Genomic DNA, 14,340 nt, shown 5'->3' on the forward strand with positions numbered 1-14,340 from the left:
GCCGTGGGAAAGCGCCTCAGGGCTGCTTTGCCCCGAGCACCAGCTTGACCGGCGCTTTGCTGGGCAGCGCCACGCGCACCGGCGTCGATTCCAGATCGCCCTCGCTGCGCTGGGCATCGCCGCTGTTGGACAGGCGCGCGATCAGTTCGACGTCCTTCAATGCCGAAAGCTTCATGGTCGGCATCGGGCTGTCGGCATCGCTCAGGGTGATGTGGAGCGGCAGGTCCTGCAGGGTGTGCTTCTGTACCGCGACGGGCATCGGCGGACCGCCTGGCATGCGCGCGATCACAAAGATCGTGGCATCCCCGCGCAAGCGCACGCGCGCGGCGAAATCGGGATCGAGCGCGACCTCGACGGCCACGCCGGCGCCGGGCGTGATCGCAGCCGGCGGTTCGGCCTTCAGCGGCGGCTGGCCGGCTTCGCTGCGCGCGGCATTGATCTGCTCGCGCAGGCTGTTGGCGGTGCTGGCATCGACCTGCGCCAGCAGCGGCTCCCAGGTGGCGGCAGCCTGTGCGGCCTGGCCACGCTGGCGCCGGGCCACGCCGAGGAACCAGCGCGCACGTTGCTGGGTGGGCTGCACCTGCAGCGCGTGTTCCAGCATGGCCAGCGAGGCATCGTCGATGCGTCGCTGCGGATCGGCCAGGCTGCGCGCCTGCGCCGCTTCGACCAGGGCATCGGCGTCGTCGGGCAGCAGCTTGGCGGCGCGGTCGAAAGCGTCGCGCGCCTCGGGCGCCTTGCCTTGCGCGGTCAGCGCACGGCCCAGCAGCTGCCAGCCTTCGGCCGCCTGCGGGTTGCGCTGCAGTTCGTCCTTCAGGCGGGTCACGGCGATATCCAGCGTGGCCGGCGCCTGCGCGGCCTGCGGTTCGAGTCCCTGCGGCTCGCCGACGATGCGATACAGCGCGAACGTGCACACGCCCAGCGCGGCCAGCAGGCCGAAGGCCACGCCCGGCGTGCGCCGCCACAGCGGCCACAGCGCGCCGCCCAGTACCAGCAGGCCAATCACCACCGCCGCGATCACGAATTGCGTCATCACCATTCCTGTCCGTCATCGGCGCCGGGCACGGCCTGCGCGCTGCGCCGGCGCACCACGCGCACCACGATCCACGCCCCGCCGATCAGCAGCAGGGCGGGGCCGAACCACAGCAGCCAGGTGCCGCGCTCGACCTGCGGGCGATACAGCACGAACTCGCCGTAGCGCTCCACCAGATAGGCCTTGATCTGGTCATCGGTCTTGCCCGACTGCATCAGCTTGAGGATCTCGCGGCGCAGGTCGTGGGCGATCTGTGCGTTGGAATCGGCCAGCGACTGGTTCTGGCACATCACGCAGCGCAGCTCGTGGGTGAGCGCGTTGAAGCGCGTTTCCTCGGCCGCATCGCGGAAGGTGAGCGGCGTGGGATCGCTGACCTGGGCCAGCGCGCTCGCCGGCAGGCACAGCGCCAGGAGCAACAGCAGCGTGCGCAGCAGCGGGTTCATCGTGCGGCCTCGGCAGCGGCCAGGGCGGGCAGGAGCTGCTGCTGGATGATGGCCTCATCCAGCGGGCCGACGTGCTTCCAGCGCACGATGCCCTGGCCGTCGACCAGGAAGGTTTCCGGCGCGCCGTAGATGCCCCAGTTGAGCGAGGCCTTGCCTTCCACGTCGCTGACGATCGTTTCGTAGGGATCGCCGAACTGGCCCAGCCAGCGCAGGGCGTCGGCCGGTTCGTCCTTGAGGTCGTAGCCGATCACGCGCACCTTGCCGGTCCTGGCGAAGGCGCTGATGACCGGATGCTCGACCCGGCATTCCGGGCACCAGCTGCCCCAGACATTGAGCAGGTACGGCTTGCCGCGCAGCGTGGCGAAATCCAGCGTCTGCTCCGGCGCGTGCAGCAGCGGCAGCACCGTGGCCGGCGCGGGCTTGCCGATCAGCGCCGAGGGCAGGGCTTGGCGGTCCGGCCGATCCGAGCGCTTGACCGACACCAGCAGCAGCGCGAACACGGCCAGCAGGCACAGCACGCCGATCACCAGCGCAGGGCGCGACAGGCCGCGGCGTTCGGGCGTGGTGCTCATGCGGTGGCCTCCTTGCGGCGGCGGAAGCGACGATCGGTCGCAGTGACCAGGCCGCCGAGCGCCATCAGCACTGCGCCGGCCCAGATCCAGCGCACCATCGGCTTGACCTGGATGCGCACAGCCCAGGCGCCGTTGCCCAGCGATTCGCCCAGCGCCACATAGACATCGCCGAGCACGCCGGGACGCACGGCCGATTCGGTCATGACCTGGCCGCCGCTGGCGTAGGCGCGCTTTTCCGGATGCAGGGTCTGCAGCGGTTCGCCGCGGTAAGTGAGCTGTAGGGTCGCGTAGTCGGCGGTGTAGTTGGGCCCCTGGCTTTCGGCCACGCCGTCGAAGGTGAAGCCATAGCGGCCGACCTCGACGGTCTGGCCGGGCTTGAGCGCCACTTCGCGCTGCACGTTGAGCGCCTCGACCACCATCGCGCCGATCAGGAACACCGCCAGGCCGAAGTGCGCCAGGCTCATGCCCAGCATCTCGGCGGTCATGCGGCCCTGTGCGCGCACGCGGCTCCACACGAAGCGCAGCGTGCCGCCGCCCACCCACAGCGCACCCACGATCGCCGCGGCCGCCTTCCACTTGCCTTGCGGTGCGAGGAAGAACGCGGCCACGCCGCCCACCAGCGCCAGCACCGCCCACGGCATCAGCAGTGCGATCACGCGCGAGGGCTGCTCGCGCTGCCACTTGAACAGCGGCCCGAACGGCACCAGCAGCACCAGCGGCGCCATCAGCAGGATGAACAGCAGGCTGAAGTAGGGCGGGCCGACCGAGATCTTGCCCAGGTCCAGCGCATCGGCCAGCAGCGGATACAGCGTGCCCAGCGCGACCATCGCGCAGGCCGAGCCCAGCAGCACGTTGTTGGCCAGTAACAGGGTTTCACGCGAGCTGGCAGCGAACGGCGCGCCATCGGCCATCTGCGGCGCGCGCAACGCGTACAGCAGCAGCGAACCGCCCACCACGATGCCAAGGAAGATCAGCACGAACAGCCCGCGCGTGGGATCGGCGGCGAACGCATGCACGCTGGTCAGCACGCCCGAGCGCACCAGGAAGGTGCCCAGCAGCGACAGCGAGAACGCGGCGATGGCCAGCAGCAGGGTCCAGCTGCGGAAGCTGCCGCGCTTTTCGGTCACCGCCTGCGAGTGCAGCAGCGCCGCGCCGGCCAGCCACGGCATGAAGCTGGCGTTCTCCACCGGGTCCCAGAACCACCAGCCGCCCCAGCCCAGTTCCGAATAGGCCCACCAGCTGCCCAGTGCGATGCCGCCGGTGAGGAAGGCCCAGGCCACGTTGGTCCACGGCCGGGTCCAGCGCAGCCAGCGCGCATCGACTTCGCCATCCAGCAGCGCGGCGATGGCAAACGCGAACGGCACCGCAAAGCCGACGTAGCCCAGGTACAGCATCGGCGGATGGATGATCATCCCCGGGTCCTGCAGCAGCGGGTTGAGATCGCGGCCTTCGGCGGCCGCCGGCAGCAGCCGCGCGAATGGATCTGACGTGAAGATCAGGAACGACAGGAAGCCAATGCTGACGATGCCCATCACGCCCAGCACGCGCGCCACCACGCGCTCGGGCAGCGCATCGGAAAACAGCGCGACGGCCGCCGTCCACAGCGCCAGCACCAGCGCCCACAGCAGCAGCGAGCCCTCGTGCGAGCCCCACACCGCGGTGTAGCGGTAGATCATGGGCAACAGCGAGTTGGAGTTCTCAGCGACGTACTTGACCGAGAAATCCTGGGTCACGAACGAGATCGTCAGGATCACGAAGGCCAACCCGACCGCCACCAGCTGCGACAGCGCCGCCGGACGCGCGACTGCCATCCAGGTCGCGTTGCCGCGCTGCGCGCCGACCAGTGGCAGCAGCGCCTGCAGCACCGACACCAGCAGGGCAAGGATCAGGGCGAATTGCCCGAGTTCAGGCAGCACGGACACACCTCGGCAGGGAAGCGGCGATCCCCGCGCGGGCGGGGACGGGGACGACGGACATCAGCGCAGGGACTCCGCGGGCGGTTGCACCGCCACGTCGTGCTTCTGGTGCGCCTTGCCCATCTTCTCGGCCACTTCCTTGGGCATGTAGGTTTCGTCGTGCTTGGCCAGCACTTCGGTGGCGACGAACTGGCCACCCTGCATCGTGCCGGTGGCGATCACCGCCTGGTCCTCGCGGAACAGGTCCGGCAGGATCCCGGTGTAGATCACCGGCAGCTGCGCATCGCCATCGGTCACGCGGAAATGGGCGTCCAGCGAGCCATCGGGCCGCTTGAACGAACCACGCTCGACCATGCCGCCCAGGCGGAAGCGCGACTGGCTGCCGGCTTCGCCCTTGAGCACTTCGGACGGCGTGTACAGATAGGCCACGTTGCGCTGCAGGGCCATGGCCACCAGCGCGGTGGCCGCACCTGCGGCCAACACCAGCACCATGACCAGCAACAGCCGGCGACGGCGGACCGGGTTCATCGCACCAGCTCGGTATCGGCGGCCGGGGTGGCCTTGCCGCGACGACGCTGGCGGCTGCCGCGCAGGCGCGCCTCGCGCAGCAGCTTGCGCACCTGCAGGCGCGGGACGATGAAATCCCAGGCCAGCACCAGCACGAACACCGCGTAAGCCGCGATCACGTAATGCAGGTAGCTCATGCGCGTTCCTCGGCCAGCTTGGCGACCCAGTCCTTGCCGGATTCGCGGCGCAGGTTGTCGGCGCGCGCGCGCATCAGCAGCGAACCGGCGAACCAGCACTTGGTCGCCAACACCATGATCCACAGCGGGGTGATCATGCTGGCGTCCATGTGCGACTTGCCGAACAGGTTGATCGTCTGGCCCTGGTGCAGCGAGTTCCACCACACCACCGAGTAGCGGATCACCGGCAGCAGGGCGACGCCGACGATGGCCAGCAGCCCGGCGGCGCGCGCGGCGGCGCGGCGGTCTTCGATGGCGGCGTACAGGCCCATCACGCCCAGGTAGAGGAACAGCAGGATCAGCTCGGTGGTCAGGCGCGGGTCCCAGTCCCACCACGTGCCCCACATCGGCTTGCCCCAGATCGAACCGGTGGCCAGGGTGATCACGGTGAAGGCCGCGCCGATCGGCGCGCAGGCCATGGCCAGGATCTCGCACAGCTTGATCCGCCAGACCAGGGCGATGCCCGCGTACAGCGCCATCAGCCCGAACACGAACATGCTCATCCAGGCACTGGGCACGTGGATGTAGAGGATGCGGAAGCTGTCGCCCTGCTGGTAGTCCGAGGGCACGACGAACAACGCCTGCCACAGCCCGAGGCCCAGCAACAGCAGCCCGGCCAGGTAGCACCACTTGGCCCAGCGCACGGCGAACCGGTCGAAGATCGGCGGAGACCCCAGCCTGTGGAACCACAGCACCACGGCATTCTTGTTGGACATCGCAACTGAGCTCGCTTCAAGGAGGAGCCGGGTCCGGGCGGGGACGGACGAGCGGCACGACCTGCCACGCGGGTGCGTGTGCTGGCGCTGCCGACATTTTTTCAGAAAGGGCGCCGCCGCGCCAATGACGGTCGCGGCGGCTGTGACGCGATTCAGTCCAGCGAAGGTGAACTCGCGGCCTTACTTGACGGTCAGGGTGCCCTTCATCAGGGTCGAGTGGCCCGGGAACGTGCAGAAATACGAGAACGGGCCGCCGGCCAGCTTGGCCACCGGGATCGTGACCGATGTGGTCTCGCCGCTGCCGATCAGCTTGCTGTGCGCGATCACGCGCGCGTCGCCGGCCTTGACGTAATCGCCAGCCGGGCCGGCGCCCATGCCGTCGCTGGCCACGCCGGAGATGTCGGCGGTCTTGGCCACCACCACGTTGTGGCCCATCACGTTCTTGGGCAGCTTGCCCGGGTGGGACAGGTTGATGGTGAAGTCCTTGCAGCTCTTGGGCACATCGATGTTGGTTTTGTCGAACTTCATCGCGTCGTCGCCGGCCAGGTCGGCCGAACAGGTCGCGGCCTGGGCCGCCAGCGGTGCCGACAGCAGCAGGGTCATCACGATCAGGGTCTTGCGCAGCATGCGGTTCTCCAAAGAGCTTGGGTGGGGTTGGCATCGCGATCGTCGCAGACCTGAAGGCCGTTGTGCGCGTTCGCATGCCGGGGGACGTGGCTGATTCTAGGCAGTGCGCGTGCGTGCGCAGGTAGTAGTGAGCTGTGGTCGGACCGATCTGGCGCGAGGTGCGCGTGGTGGATCAAGGTCTTAGCGATTTCGCTCAGACCATGGTCTAAGACGCAAGACGTCAGTTGAGCGCGATGCGGATCGCCGCGGCGGTCACGATCGGCGCCAGCACCAGTGCAATGACCAGCCCGGCGGCGAGCAGCAGCAGTGCGCCGATCGCATCGAGCCCCTGCGCGCTGGCAGCGACGCTGCCTGCGCCGAACACCAGCACCGGCACGTAAAGCGGTAACGCCAGCAGCGCCAGCAAAATGCCTGAGCGGCGCATGCCCACGGTCAGCGCCGCGACCACCGCGCCCAGCAGGCTCAGCAACGGCGTGCCCAGCAGCAGCGAGGCCATCAGCACCGGCAGCTGCGCGTGCGGCAGCTGCAGCAGTTCGCCCAGCAGCGGGGTGACGATCACCAAGGGCAACGCGGTGGTGAGCCAGTGGCTGAACACGCGCACGGCGACCAGCCAGGCCAGCGGCACCGGCGCCAGGATCCATTGTTCGAGCGAGCCATCCTCGGCATCGCCGCGGAACAGCGTGTCCAGTGCCAGCAGGCCGGCCAGCAGCACCGCCAGCCACAGCACGCCGGCGGCGACCTTGGCCAGCAGCTGCGGCACACCGCCCAACGACAGCGCGAACAGCACCACCACCAGCAGCGCAAACAGCGCCGGCTGGAATGCATCGCCGCGCCGGCGCCACATCAGGCGCAGGTCGCGCTTGAGCAGCGCAGTAGCCACGCCGGGCAAGGTCGGCAGGCTCATGCGGCGGCGTCCTGCGATGCTGCGGCGATGTCGCTGCCACCCATGTCGAGCATCCGCGTGCGCACCGGCGGCGCGGCGTAGGCGCCATGTGTGGTCACCAGTGCCGCGCCGCCGCTGCGCAGGTGTGCGGCGACCATACGATTGACCAGGGTGATGCCATCCAGGTCCAGGTTGGCGTAGGGCTCATCGAGCAGCCACAGCGGCGCGGGCGCCAGCCACAGGCGGGCCAGCGACAGGCGTTTTTTCTGGCCGGCCGAAAGCTGGCGTGCGGGCGTGTCCTCGTAACCGGCCAGGCCGGTCAGGGCCATCGCATCGATGGGCTGTTGGTTCGCGCGGCGTCCGTGCAGGCCGCACAGGAATTCCAGGTTCTCCAGTGCTCCCAGATCGCCCTTCAGCGCCGGCAGGTGGCCGAGGTACGCCATCGCGCGGGCCCGCGCGGCGCTGGCAGCCGGCGTGCCATCGAGCAGGATGCGGCCTTCATCGGCACGCAGCAGGCCGGCCAGGACGCGCAGCAAGGTGGTCTTGCCGGCGCCGTTGCCGCCCTGGACCAAGAGCGCTTCGCCGGCATCGACGTGGAAATCGAGCGGCCCGAACACCGGCTCCTCGTTGCGGCTGAATGCCAGTCCTTCAACGGACAGCAGGGGCGGGCGCGGGGTATCGGACGTCATCGCGTGCATTGTAGGGCGCGATCCGTTGGCGCGGCCCCTGCAGGACTATCAGGCGATCCAGTCGGTGAACGCGTCGTCGGCGCAATCGTGCGGTTGGGCGTGCTGCATGCGCAGCCGCACCGGCTCGCCGGCGTGCCAGAACAGCGTGCCGGCCTGGCCGAATTCGCGGGCCAGCGCGTCGGCCTGCTCGGGCGGCATGTCCAGCACCAGCCAGCCGTGTTCGACCGCGCCGCCCTGCGCGTTGCAGCCCAGCGCCCGATGGATGATCCGGCCCGAGGCCTGCAGCCGCGCTTCGAGTGCGTCGCCGGCTTCCAGGTTGCCGTGCTCACCGGCGGGATTGGAGTGCGGGTTCCAGGCCGTGACGAACTGGTAGTGGGCCGCGCCCAGCTGGCGCTCCACGTCCTCGGCGCACTGGCCGACCTGGAACAGCCATTCCTGGCGTCCGACCACCACGAAGTAATGCGCGGCCGCGTAGAGCCGGGCCAACTGGCCGATGGGCAGTGCGTCTGGTGCCGTTTCCCCTGTCATGGCGCGGATCATGGCGGCTTCGGGGCGGCGCTGCCATCGCCCGAAGGTCGCGGATCGGTCCGGGCCGACATGTGGCGGAAAAACGGGGCCATGCGGTGGATTCGGGCCGGCAGCGGCGCCGCTGAACGCTGTATTTCGCCTGGAGACCGCGGCCGCCACGTGGCTTGCGTACACTCGGCGACCCCGACGCACACCGCTTGAACCATGTCCCTGCAGACCAAACTGCCCCGCGTGGGCACCACCATCTTCACCGTGATGTCGCAGCTGGCCGCCGAGCACGGCGCGGTCAATCTGGGGCAGGGCTTCCCGGATTTCCCGGTGCCCCAGCGCCTGGTGGATGAACTGGACAAGGCCATGCGCGCCGGCCACAACCAGTACCCGCCGATGCACGGCGTGGCGCCGCTGCGCCAGGCCATCGCCGGCAAGGTGCTGCGCTGCTACGGCGCGCATGTGAACCCGGACACCGAGATCACCGTGACCAGTGGCGCCACCGAAGCCCTGTTCAACGCCATCCACGCGGTGGTGCGCCCGGGCGAGGAAGTGATCGTGCTGGACCCAGCCTACGACAGCTACGAGCCGGCCATCGACCTGGCCGGCGCCAAGGCCGTTCACGTCGCGCTGGACCCGCAGACCTTTGCCGTGGACTGGGACAAGGTCCGTGCCGCGATCACGCCCAAGACGCGCCTGATCATGGTCAACAGCCCGCACAACCCGTCCGGCGCGATGCTGGGCAAGGCGGACCTCGAAGCGCTGACCAAGCTGCTGGAAGGCACCGACATCTTCCTGATCTCCGACGAGGTCTACGAGCACATCGTGTTCGACGGCCGCGTGCACGAATCGATCCTGCGCTGGCCCGAACTGGCCAAGCGTGCCTTCGTGGTGTCCAGCTTCGGCAAGACCTACCACTGCACCGGCTGGAAGATCGGCTATGCGATCGCGCCGCCGGCGCTGACCGCCGAGTTCCGCAAGGTCCACCAGTACAACACCTTCACCAGCTTCGGGCCGGCGCAGTACGCGTTCGCCGCGATGCTGGAGGCCGAGCCGGAACACGACGAGGAACTCGGCGCGTTCTACCAGGCCAAGCGCGATCGTTTCCGCGAGCAGCTGCTCGGCACCAAGCTCAAGCCGCTGCCGGTGCCGGGCGGGTATTTCCAACTGGTCGATTACTCGGCCATCAGCGATCTGCCGGACATCGAGTTCGTGAAGTGGCTGACGATCGAACACGGCGTCACCGCGATCCCGTTGTCGCCGTTCTATGAAACCCCGCCGGCCGGCCAGCGCCTGGCGCGGCTGTGCTTCGCCAAGAACGCGGCAACGCTGGATGCGGCGATCGAACGGCTGGTGAAGCTGTGAGCGTCGCACCGATGCAGGACCTTAGGATCGCCCTGGTCCAGGGCGCGACCCGTTGGCACGACCCGGCCGGCAACCGCAGTTACTACGGTGACTTGGTCGCGCCGACCGCGGGCAATGCCGATCTGGTGATCCTGCCTGAGACCTTCACCAGCGGCTTCTCCAACGATGCCATCGACAAGGCCGAGGACATGGACGGCCCGACCGTGGCCTGGATCCGCGAGCAGGCCGTGCAGCTCGATGCCGCGGTGACCGGGAGCGTGCAGCTGCGCACCGCTGACGGCGTGTTCAACCGCCTGCTGTGGGCCACGCCCGATGGCGCGCTGTCGTACTACGACAAACGGCATCTGTTCCGTTATGCCAACGAGCACAAGCGCTACGCGCCGGGCCGCGAGCGGCTGAGCGTGGAGTGGAAGGGTTGGCGCATCAATCCGCAGGTCTGCTACGACCTGCGCTTCCCGGTGTTCTGCCGTAACCGCTATGACGTGGAGCGTCCTGGCCAGCTCGATTTCGATCTGCAGCTATTCGTGGCCAACTGGCCCTCGCCGCGCCGCTATGCCTGGCAGACGCTGCTGCGCGCGCGGGCGATCGAGAACCTGTGCGTGGTCGCGGCGGTCAATCGCGTGGGCACCGATGGCAACGGCCATCCGTATGCCGGCGACAGCGTGGTGCTGGATGCGCTGGGCCAGCCGCTGGCCGAAGCCGATGCCTCCGAAGGCATCACGTACGCGGCCGTGTCGGCCGAAGCCCTGCGCGCGCATCGCGAACACTTCCCGGCGATGCTGGATGCGGATGCGTTCGAGCTGCGATGAGCAGTACTCCCTTCTCCCTCCAGGAGAAGGTGCCCCGCAGGGGCGGATGAGGTTCGGGCGGAGCTGCATGAAATTGCTTTTAGAGAGGCTTCGCCCCGAGCCCTCACCCCAACCCCTCCCCCCAAAAGGGGGCTGATGTCCCGAGGGGAGAGGGCCTTGGAAATCGCCCGCTTCGCGACTATGGCGCGAAACTCAGCTCGTAAGACACATAGAACGGCGCACGCACCGGCACCATCAGCACGCGGCCGCGCAGGTATTTCTCCATGCAGATCGACAGCGGCGTGCTGCCCGAGCGCCAGATGCGGTTGATCGTGCCGCGCGCGTCCAGGCGCGCGACCAGCACGAACGGGCTCGTATCCGGATTGGGCGTGGCGCAGACCTTGATGCCTTGCTCCAGCGTGTCCTGCTGGGTCATGCGCATGGCTTTCGAGACATCCGCAGGCAGCGAGGCCTCGTCCCGGTCGGCCTGTGCCTTGGCCTGGGCGAAGTTGTCGGGATTCCAGCCTTCGCTGCCGGGCGCGGGCGTCTGCGCAAGCGCGGGCAAGGTGAGCGCGCTGGCCAGCAACGCGGATGCAAGGACGATGGAACGACGCATGTGATGCCTCCCGGGAAATCCAGCGCTCAACGATAGCCGGCGGCCTGCAGTTCGAACAGTTCGGCGTAGCGGCCGCCCTCGGCCAGCAGGCTTTCATGCGTGCCCACCGCTTCGACCTGGCCCAGGTGCAGGACCAGGATGCGGTCGGCCATGCGCACCGACGAGAACCGATGCGAAATCAGCACCGCGGTGCGTTCTTCGGACAGCTCGCGGAAGCGTTGGAACACCTCGAACTCGCTGCGTGCATCCAGCGCCGCGGTGGGCTCGTCCAGGATCATCACCTGCGCCTGGCGCATGTAGGCGCGCGCGATCGCGACCTTCTGCCACTGGCCGCCGGACAGGTCCACGCCGGTCTTGAAACGGCGCCCGATCAGCTGGTCGTAGCCGGCCGGCAGGCCCTCGATCACCTGGTCGGCCAGCGCGCTGTGCGCTGCACTGCGGATGCGCGCGTCGTCGTCCATCGCCTCGATCCGGCCCACGCCGATGTTCTCGCCGGCAGTGAGGTAGTAGCGGACGAAGTCCTGGAAGATCACGCCGACGTTGGCGCGCAGTTCGTCCAGGTCGTATTCGCGAAGGTCGCGGCCGTCGAGCAGGATGCGGCCCTCGTCCGGGTCGTACAGGCGCGCCAGCAGCTTGACCAGGGTGGTCTTGCCGGCGCCGTTCTCTCCGACCAGGGCCAGCACTTCGCCGGCCTTGAGTTCGAAATCCAGATGCCGCACGGCCCAGTGCTCGGCATCGGGGTAATGGAAGCCGACGTTCTCGAAGACGAAGCCCTGCCGGATCGGCTTGGGGAACGGGATCGGTTCGGCGGGCGAGACGATCTCCGGCTGGATCGCGAAGAACGAAAACAGATCGTCCAGGTACAGCGCCTGGCCGGCCACCTGTGAGAAACCGACCAGCAGGCCTTCCAGCAGCTGGCGCAGGCGCAGGAAGCTGCCGGCCAGGAAGGTCAAATCACCGATCGAGAAATCGCCCTTGACCGTGCGCCAGGCGATGTAGGCGTAGGCGACGTAGTAGCCCAGCGAACCCAGCGCCGCCAGCGCCGTGCCCCAGATCGCGCGGCGCTTGGCCAGCGTGCGATTGGCGGTGAACAGCTTCAGCGACAGCGTGCGGTAACGGTCGATCAGGAAGCGGTGGAGGTTGAAGATCTTCACCTCCTTGGCCGTTTCCACGCTGGCGCCGGTCTGGCGCACGTATTCCAGCTGGCGGCGTTCGGGCGTCCACTGGAAATTGAGCGAGTAGCCCAGCGCGTTGAAGTGCGATTCGCCCACGAACGCCGGCACCAGCGCCACGATCAGCAGCACGATCAGCCACGGCGCGTAGGCCAGCAGGCCGATGGCGAAACTGATCACGGTGATGGTGTCCTGCACCTGGCCGAACAGCTGGCTGAGCAGGTTCATCCGGCCCATGGTCTGGCGCCGCGCGCGGTCCAGCTTGTCCTGCAGCTCCGGGTCTTCGAAGTCTTCCAGGTCCAGCGTGGCGGCGTGTTCCATCAGCCGGATGCTGGTGGCGTTGGTGAACAGCTCCGACAGCAGGGTGTCGGCGTAGCTGATCAGCCGGCCCAGCAGGTCCGAGCCGATCGCCAGGGCGAATTCCAGCAGCAGCAGCTCGAACAATCGCGCCAGCTGGCCGCTGGCGAGCGCACCGCTGAGCGAATCGAAATGGACGCCGGCACCGACCAAGCGCACGGCCTCGTCGATGATCAGCTTGCCGACATACAGCGTGGCGATCGGCAGCAGTGCCTTGACCAGGCGCAGGCCCAGACTGCCCACGGTCAGCCACGGGCTGGTCGACCAGACCATGCGCAGGAACGGCGGCAGGTTGCGCATCGCATCGAAGCGCTCGCGCAGGCTGGGACTCTTGCCGGAACGCGCGGCGGGGGCAGGATGTGACATGGGCGTCATTGTGCCGTTGTAACCAGCGCACGGCGGTGAAGCATGTTGGCTCGCTGTGTCATCGGCACGTCGGCAGAACAAGCAATAGCCAATAAAAAAAGCCGGCGCTGGGCGCCGGCTTTTCTGATGCGCGAAGGCGGGCAGGCGCCCGCACGGGCCTCAGTGGTGCACGCCACCTTCGCCATGCACGTGACCGTGGCTCAGTTCGTCGGCGCTCGGTTCGCGCACGCCGGCCACTTCCACGGCGAAGTGCAGGGTGCGGCCGGCCAGCGGGTGGTTGCCGTCGATGGTGACCTGCTCGTCGCCGACCTCGGTGACCATGACCACGATCGGGCCCTGGTCGCCGTGGGCTTCGAACTGCATGCCCGGGGTGATGTCGGCGCCTTCGGGGAACGCGGCGCGCGCGACCTGCTGCACCAACTGCTCGTGGCGCGGGCCATAGGCCAGCTCCGGCGGCACGTCGGCGGTGAGGGTGTCACCGGCCTTCTTGCCTTCCAGCGCCTGCTCCAGGCCGGGCACGATGTTGCCGGCGCCGTGCAGATAGCTCAACGGCGACTCGGGCGAGGACTTGTCGATGACGATGCCATCGTCGTCGGTCAGCGTGTAATGAATGGTGGCGACGCGGCCGTCCATGATTTCCATGGGAAACCTCCGTAGTAATGAGGGGGGATACGTCGGCAACGACACGACGCAGGGTCGGAATGACCCCGCTACCTTAGGCAAAGGCCCCGCCCGATACAACCGCGCGGCGTGTTGGCCTGCGCGCAGGTTCAGTTGATCTTGCCGACCGGATACACCGCGCCGACCTGGCAGCTGATGCCGCCCAGGCCGCTGTTGTGGAAGCCTTCGGGCCGGGCCGTGGGCAGCACCACGTCGCCGGGATTGCCGCAGATCATCCCGATGTCCATCTGCGAGCGGAAGTTCACTTCCGGGCTGCGGGCCAGCTCCGGGCAGCTGCCTGCCAGCTCCACCCGATACCAGCCGTGGCCGCCGGGATGGCGGCGCGAGACTTCCACCAGCAGGCCCTGCGGATCGGAGGCCCAGGAGCGCACATAGCGCGGCGCGAAGCAGTAGCTGGGCGAGCCGCGAAACCCCTGTCCGCGCTGCGGGCCGACCACCTGCACGGTGTCCAAGGTGGCGGCGCCGGCGGCTTGGTCGGCAGCGCGGGCCATTGCTGCGAAGGTCTTGCCATCGATCGTGGCGACCGCGGCCACCGGGCAGCGCTGCTGGTCGGCCTGGACGTATTCGTTGGGGCCGCCGCAGACCCAGCCATCGCGGGCCAGCAGTTGCTGGCGGCTGGCCGCTTCCAGCGCCGGGCATTCGCCGGCCAGCGTGACGGTGTGGAACTGGCTTGCACCGCTGGCGATCACCAGGGTGCTTGCATCGACCTGGCGCGTATCGGTGATCTGGCGAGCGTCCAGGCATTGCGGCGCGGGCGGCACACGCGCCGGATCGGCGAAGGCCGTGGACATCGGCAGGCTGCAGCAGGCGAACAGGGCCGCAAATAAGGTTGCGCGCATCTCATCGTTCCTTGATGAAGT

Annotated in this window: 16 protein-coding genes; 2 read left to right on the plus strand and 14 right to left on the minus strand. The window is 68.4% G+C overall.

Annotated features, from left to right (window positions below; all coding sequences use genetic code 11):
• Nucleotides 1-16 precede the first annotated feature (16 nt).
• The 10 genes from BMZ17_RS05315 to BMZ17_RS05365 form a co-directional block, all read right to left on the minus strand.
• Nucleotides 17-1,030, minus strand: coding sequence for a tetratricopeptide repeat protein (locus BMZ17_RS05315; protein ID WP_093138055.1), 1,014 nt, complete (start codon nucleotides 1,028-1,030; stop codon nucleotides 17-19).
• Nucleotides 1,030-1,464: a cytochrome c-type biogenesis protein gene (locus BMZ17_RS05320; protein WP_175485526.1), complete on the minus strand. Its 435-nt coding sequence runs from the start codon at nucleotides 1,462-1,464 to the stop codon at nucleotides 1,030-1,032. The genes BMZ17_RS05315 and BMZ17_RS05320 overlap by 1 nt, the downstream gene beginning before the upstream one ends.
• A 5-nt stretch (nucleotides 1,465-1,469) precedes the next feature.
• Nucleotides 1,470-2,045, minus strand: coding sequence for a DsbE family thiol:disulfide interchange protein (locus BMZ17_RS05325; RefSeq protein WP_175485477.1), 576 nt, complete (start codon nucleotides 2,043-2,045; stop codon nucleotides 1,470-1,472).
• On the minus strand, nucleotides 2,042-3,961 hold the full coding sequence (locus BMZ17_RS05330) for a heme lyase CcmF/NrfE family subunit (protein WP_093138057.1): 1,920 nt from the start codon (nucleotides 3,959-3,961) through the stop codon (nucleotides 2,042-2,044). Before BMZ17_RS05330 ends, BMZ17_RS05325 begins: the two co-directional genes overlap by 4 nt.
• Before the next feature lie 60 nt (nucleotides 3,962-4,021).
• The gene (gene ccmE, locus BMZ17_RS05335) at nucleotides 4,022-4,489 is read right to left on the minus strand and encodes a cytochrome c maturation protein CcmE (RefSeq protein WP_093136810.1); all 468 of its coding nucleotides are present in this window, start codon (nucleotides 4,487-4,489) and stop codon (nucleotides 4,022-4,024) included.
• Nucleotides 4,490-4,661: 172 nt separating this feature from the next.
• Entirely contained in the window at nucleotides 4,662-5,420 is a 759-nt protein-coding gene (gene ccmC / locus BMZ17_RS05345) for a heme ABC transporter permease CcmC (RefSeq protein WP_093136815.1), read from the minus strand.
• Between the two features lie 180 nt (nucleotides 5,421-5,600).
• Nucleotides 5,601-6,047 carry an azurin gene (gene azu, locus BMZ17_RS05350; RefSeq protein ID WP_093136818.1) on the minus strand — a complete coding sequence of 149 codons (447 nt, stop codon included), beginning with the start codon at nucleotides 6,045-6,047 and terminating at the stop codon, nucleotides 5,601-5,603.
• A 220-nt stretch (nucleotides 6,048-6,267) separates the two neighbouring features.
• Nucleotides 6,268-6,951, minus strand: coding sequence for a heme exporter protein CcmB (gene ccmB, locus BMZ17_RS05355; protein ID WP_093136820.1), 684 nt, complete (start codon nucleotides 6,949-6,951; stop codon nucleotides 6,268-6,270).
• On the minus strand, nucleotides 6,948-7,619 hold the full coding sequence (ccmA, locus tag BMZ17_RS05360) for a heme ABC exporter ATP-binding protein CcmA (RefSeq protein ID WP_093136823.1): 672 nt from the start codon (nucleotides 7,617-7,619) through the stop codon (nucleotides 6,948-6,950). Before ccmA ends, ccmB begins: the two co-directional genes overlap by 4 nt.
• 48 nt (nucleotides 7,620-7,667) lie before the next feature.
• A complete protein-coding gene (locus BMZ17_RS05365) occupies nucleotides 7,668-8,147 on the minus strand; it encodes a DUF3293 domain-containing protein (protein WP_093138058.1) in 480 nt (159 codons plus the stop codon).
• A gap of 204 nt (nucleotides 8,148-8,351) precedes the next feature.
• Between BMZ17_RS05365 and BMZ17_RS05370 the strand changes: the two genes are divergently transcribed.
• Both BMZ17_RS05370 and BMZ17_RS05375 read left to right on the plus strand, forming a co-directional pair.
• Nucleotides 8,352-9,500 (plus strand): pyridoxal phosphate-dependent aminotransferase, encoded by a 1,149-nt coding sequence (locus tag BMZ17_RS05370; RefSeq protein ID WP_093136826.1) that lies wholly within the window; start codon nucleotides 8,352-8,354, stop codon nucleotides 9,498-9,500.
• Nucleotides 9,501-9,511: 11 nt separating this feature from the next.
• On the plus strand, nucleotides 9,512-10,309 hold the full coding sequence (locus BMZ17_RS05375) for an amidohydrolase (protein ID WP_093136829.1): 798 nt from the start codon (nucleotides 9,512-9,514) through the stop codon (nucleotides 10,307-10,309).
• A 178-nt stretch (nucleotides 10,310-10,487) separates the two neighbouring features.
• On the opposite strand, the gene BMZ17_RS21265 is transcribed toward BMZ17_RS05375, so the two are convergent.
• The 4 genes from BMZ17_RS21265 to BMZ17_RS05395 all read right to left on the minus strand — a co-directional run bounded on the left by BMZ17_RS21265 (nucleotide 10,488) and on the right by BMZ17_RS05395 (nucleotide 14,319).
• Complete coding sequence (locus BMZ17_RS21265; protein ID WP_254775188.1) at nucleotides 10,488-10,904, minus strand: hypothetical protein; 417 nt, start codon at nucleotides 10,902-10,904, stop codon at nucleotides 10,488-10,490.
• A gap of 26 nt (nucleotides 10,905-10,930) precedes the next feature.
• The gene (locus BMZ17_RS05385) at nucleotides 10,931-12,799 is read right to left on the minus strand and encodes an ABC transporter ATP-binding protein (RefSeq protein WP_093138060.1); all 1,869 of its coding nucleotides are present in this window, start codon (nucleotides 12,797-12,799) and stop codon (nucleotides 10,931-10,933) included.
• 159 nt (nucleotides 12,800-12,958) lie between these two features.
• Nucleotides 12,959-13,441, minus strand: coding sequence for an FKBP-type peptidyl-prolyl cis-trans isomerase (locus BMZ17_RS05390; protein WP_093136832.1), 483 nt, complete (start codon nucleotides 13,439-13,441; stop codon nucleotides 12,959-12,961).
• A gap of 128 nt (nucleotides 13,442-13,569) precedes the next feature.
• Entirely contained in the window at nucleotides 13,570-14,319 is a 750-nt protein-coding gene (locus tag BMZ17_RS05395) for a DUF6491 family protein (RefSeq protein WP_093136835.1), read from the minus strand.
• Nucleotides 14,320-14,340: the final 21 nt, after the last annotated feature.

This window comes from Pseudoxanthomonas sp. GM95 (assembly GCF_900109775.1).
Lineage (GTDB): Bacteria > Pseudomonadota > Gammaproteobacteria > Xanthomonadales > Xanthomonadaceae > Pseudoxanthomonas_A.

Coding starts and splice junctions, on each gene's coding strand:
- BMZ17_RS05395 (WP_093136835.1), bottom strand. CDS start 14,319: ATGCGCGCAACCTTATTTGCGGCCCTGTTCGCCTGCTGCAGCCTGCCG.
- BMZ17_RS05370 (WP_093136826.1), top strand. CDS start 8,352: ATGTCCCTGCAGACCAAACTGCCCCGCGTGGGCACCACCATCTTCACC.
- BMZ17_RS05375 (WP_093136829.1), top strand. CDS start 9,512: ATGCAGGACCTTAGGATCGCCCTGGTCCAGGGCGCGACCCGTTGGCAC.
- BMZ17_RS05385 (WP_093138060.1), bottom strand. CDS start 12,799: ATGTCACATCCTGCCCCCGCCGCGCGTTCCGGCAAGAGTCCCAGCCTG.
- ccmE (WP_093136810.1), bottom strand. CDS start 4,489: ATGAACCCGGTCCGCCGTCGCCGGCTGTTGCTGGTCATGGTGCTGGTG.
- BMZ17_RS05365 (WP_093138058.1), bottom strand. CDS start 8,147: ATGACAGGGGAAACGGCACCAGACGCACTGCCCATCGGCCAGTTGGCC.
- ccmB (WP_093136820.1), bottom strand. CDS start 6,951: ATGAGCCTGCCGACCTTGCCCGGCGTGGCTACTGCGCTGCTCAAGCGC.
- BMZ17_RS05325 (WP_175485477.1), bottom strand. CDS start 2,045: ATGAGCACCACGCCCGAACGCCGCGGCCTGTCGCGCCCTGCGCTGGTG.
- ccmC (WP_093136815.1), bottom strand. CDS start 5,420: ATGTCCAACAAGAATGCCGTGGTGCTGTGGTTCCACAGGCTGGGGTCT.
- ccmA (WP_093136823.1), bottom strand. CDS start 7,619: ATGACGTCCGATACCCCGCGCCCGCCCCTGCTGTCCGTTGAAGGACTG.
- BMZ17_RS21265 (WP_254775188.1), bottom strand. CDS start 10,904: ATGCGTCGTTCCATCGTCCTTGCATCCGCGTTGCTGGCCAGCGCGCTC.
- BMZ17_RS05390 (WP_093136832.1), bottom strand. CDS start 13,441: ATGGAAATCATGGACGGCCGCGTCGCCACCATTCATTACACGCTGACC.
- BMZ17_RS05315 (WP_093138055.1), bottom strand. CDS start 1,030: ATGACGCAATTCGTGATCGCGGCGGTGGTGATTGGCCTGCTGGTACTG.
- azu (WP_093136818.1), bottom strand. CDS start 6,047: ATGCTGCGCAAGACCCTGATCGTGATGACCCTGCTGCTGTCGGCACCG.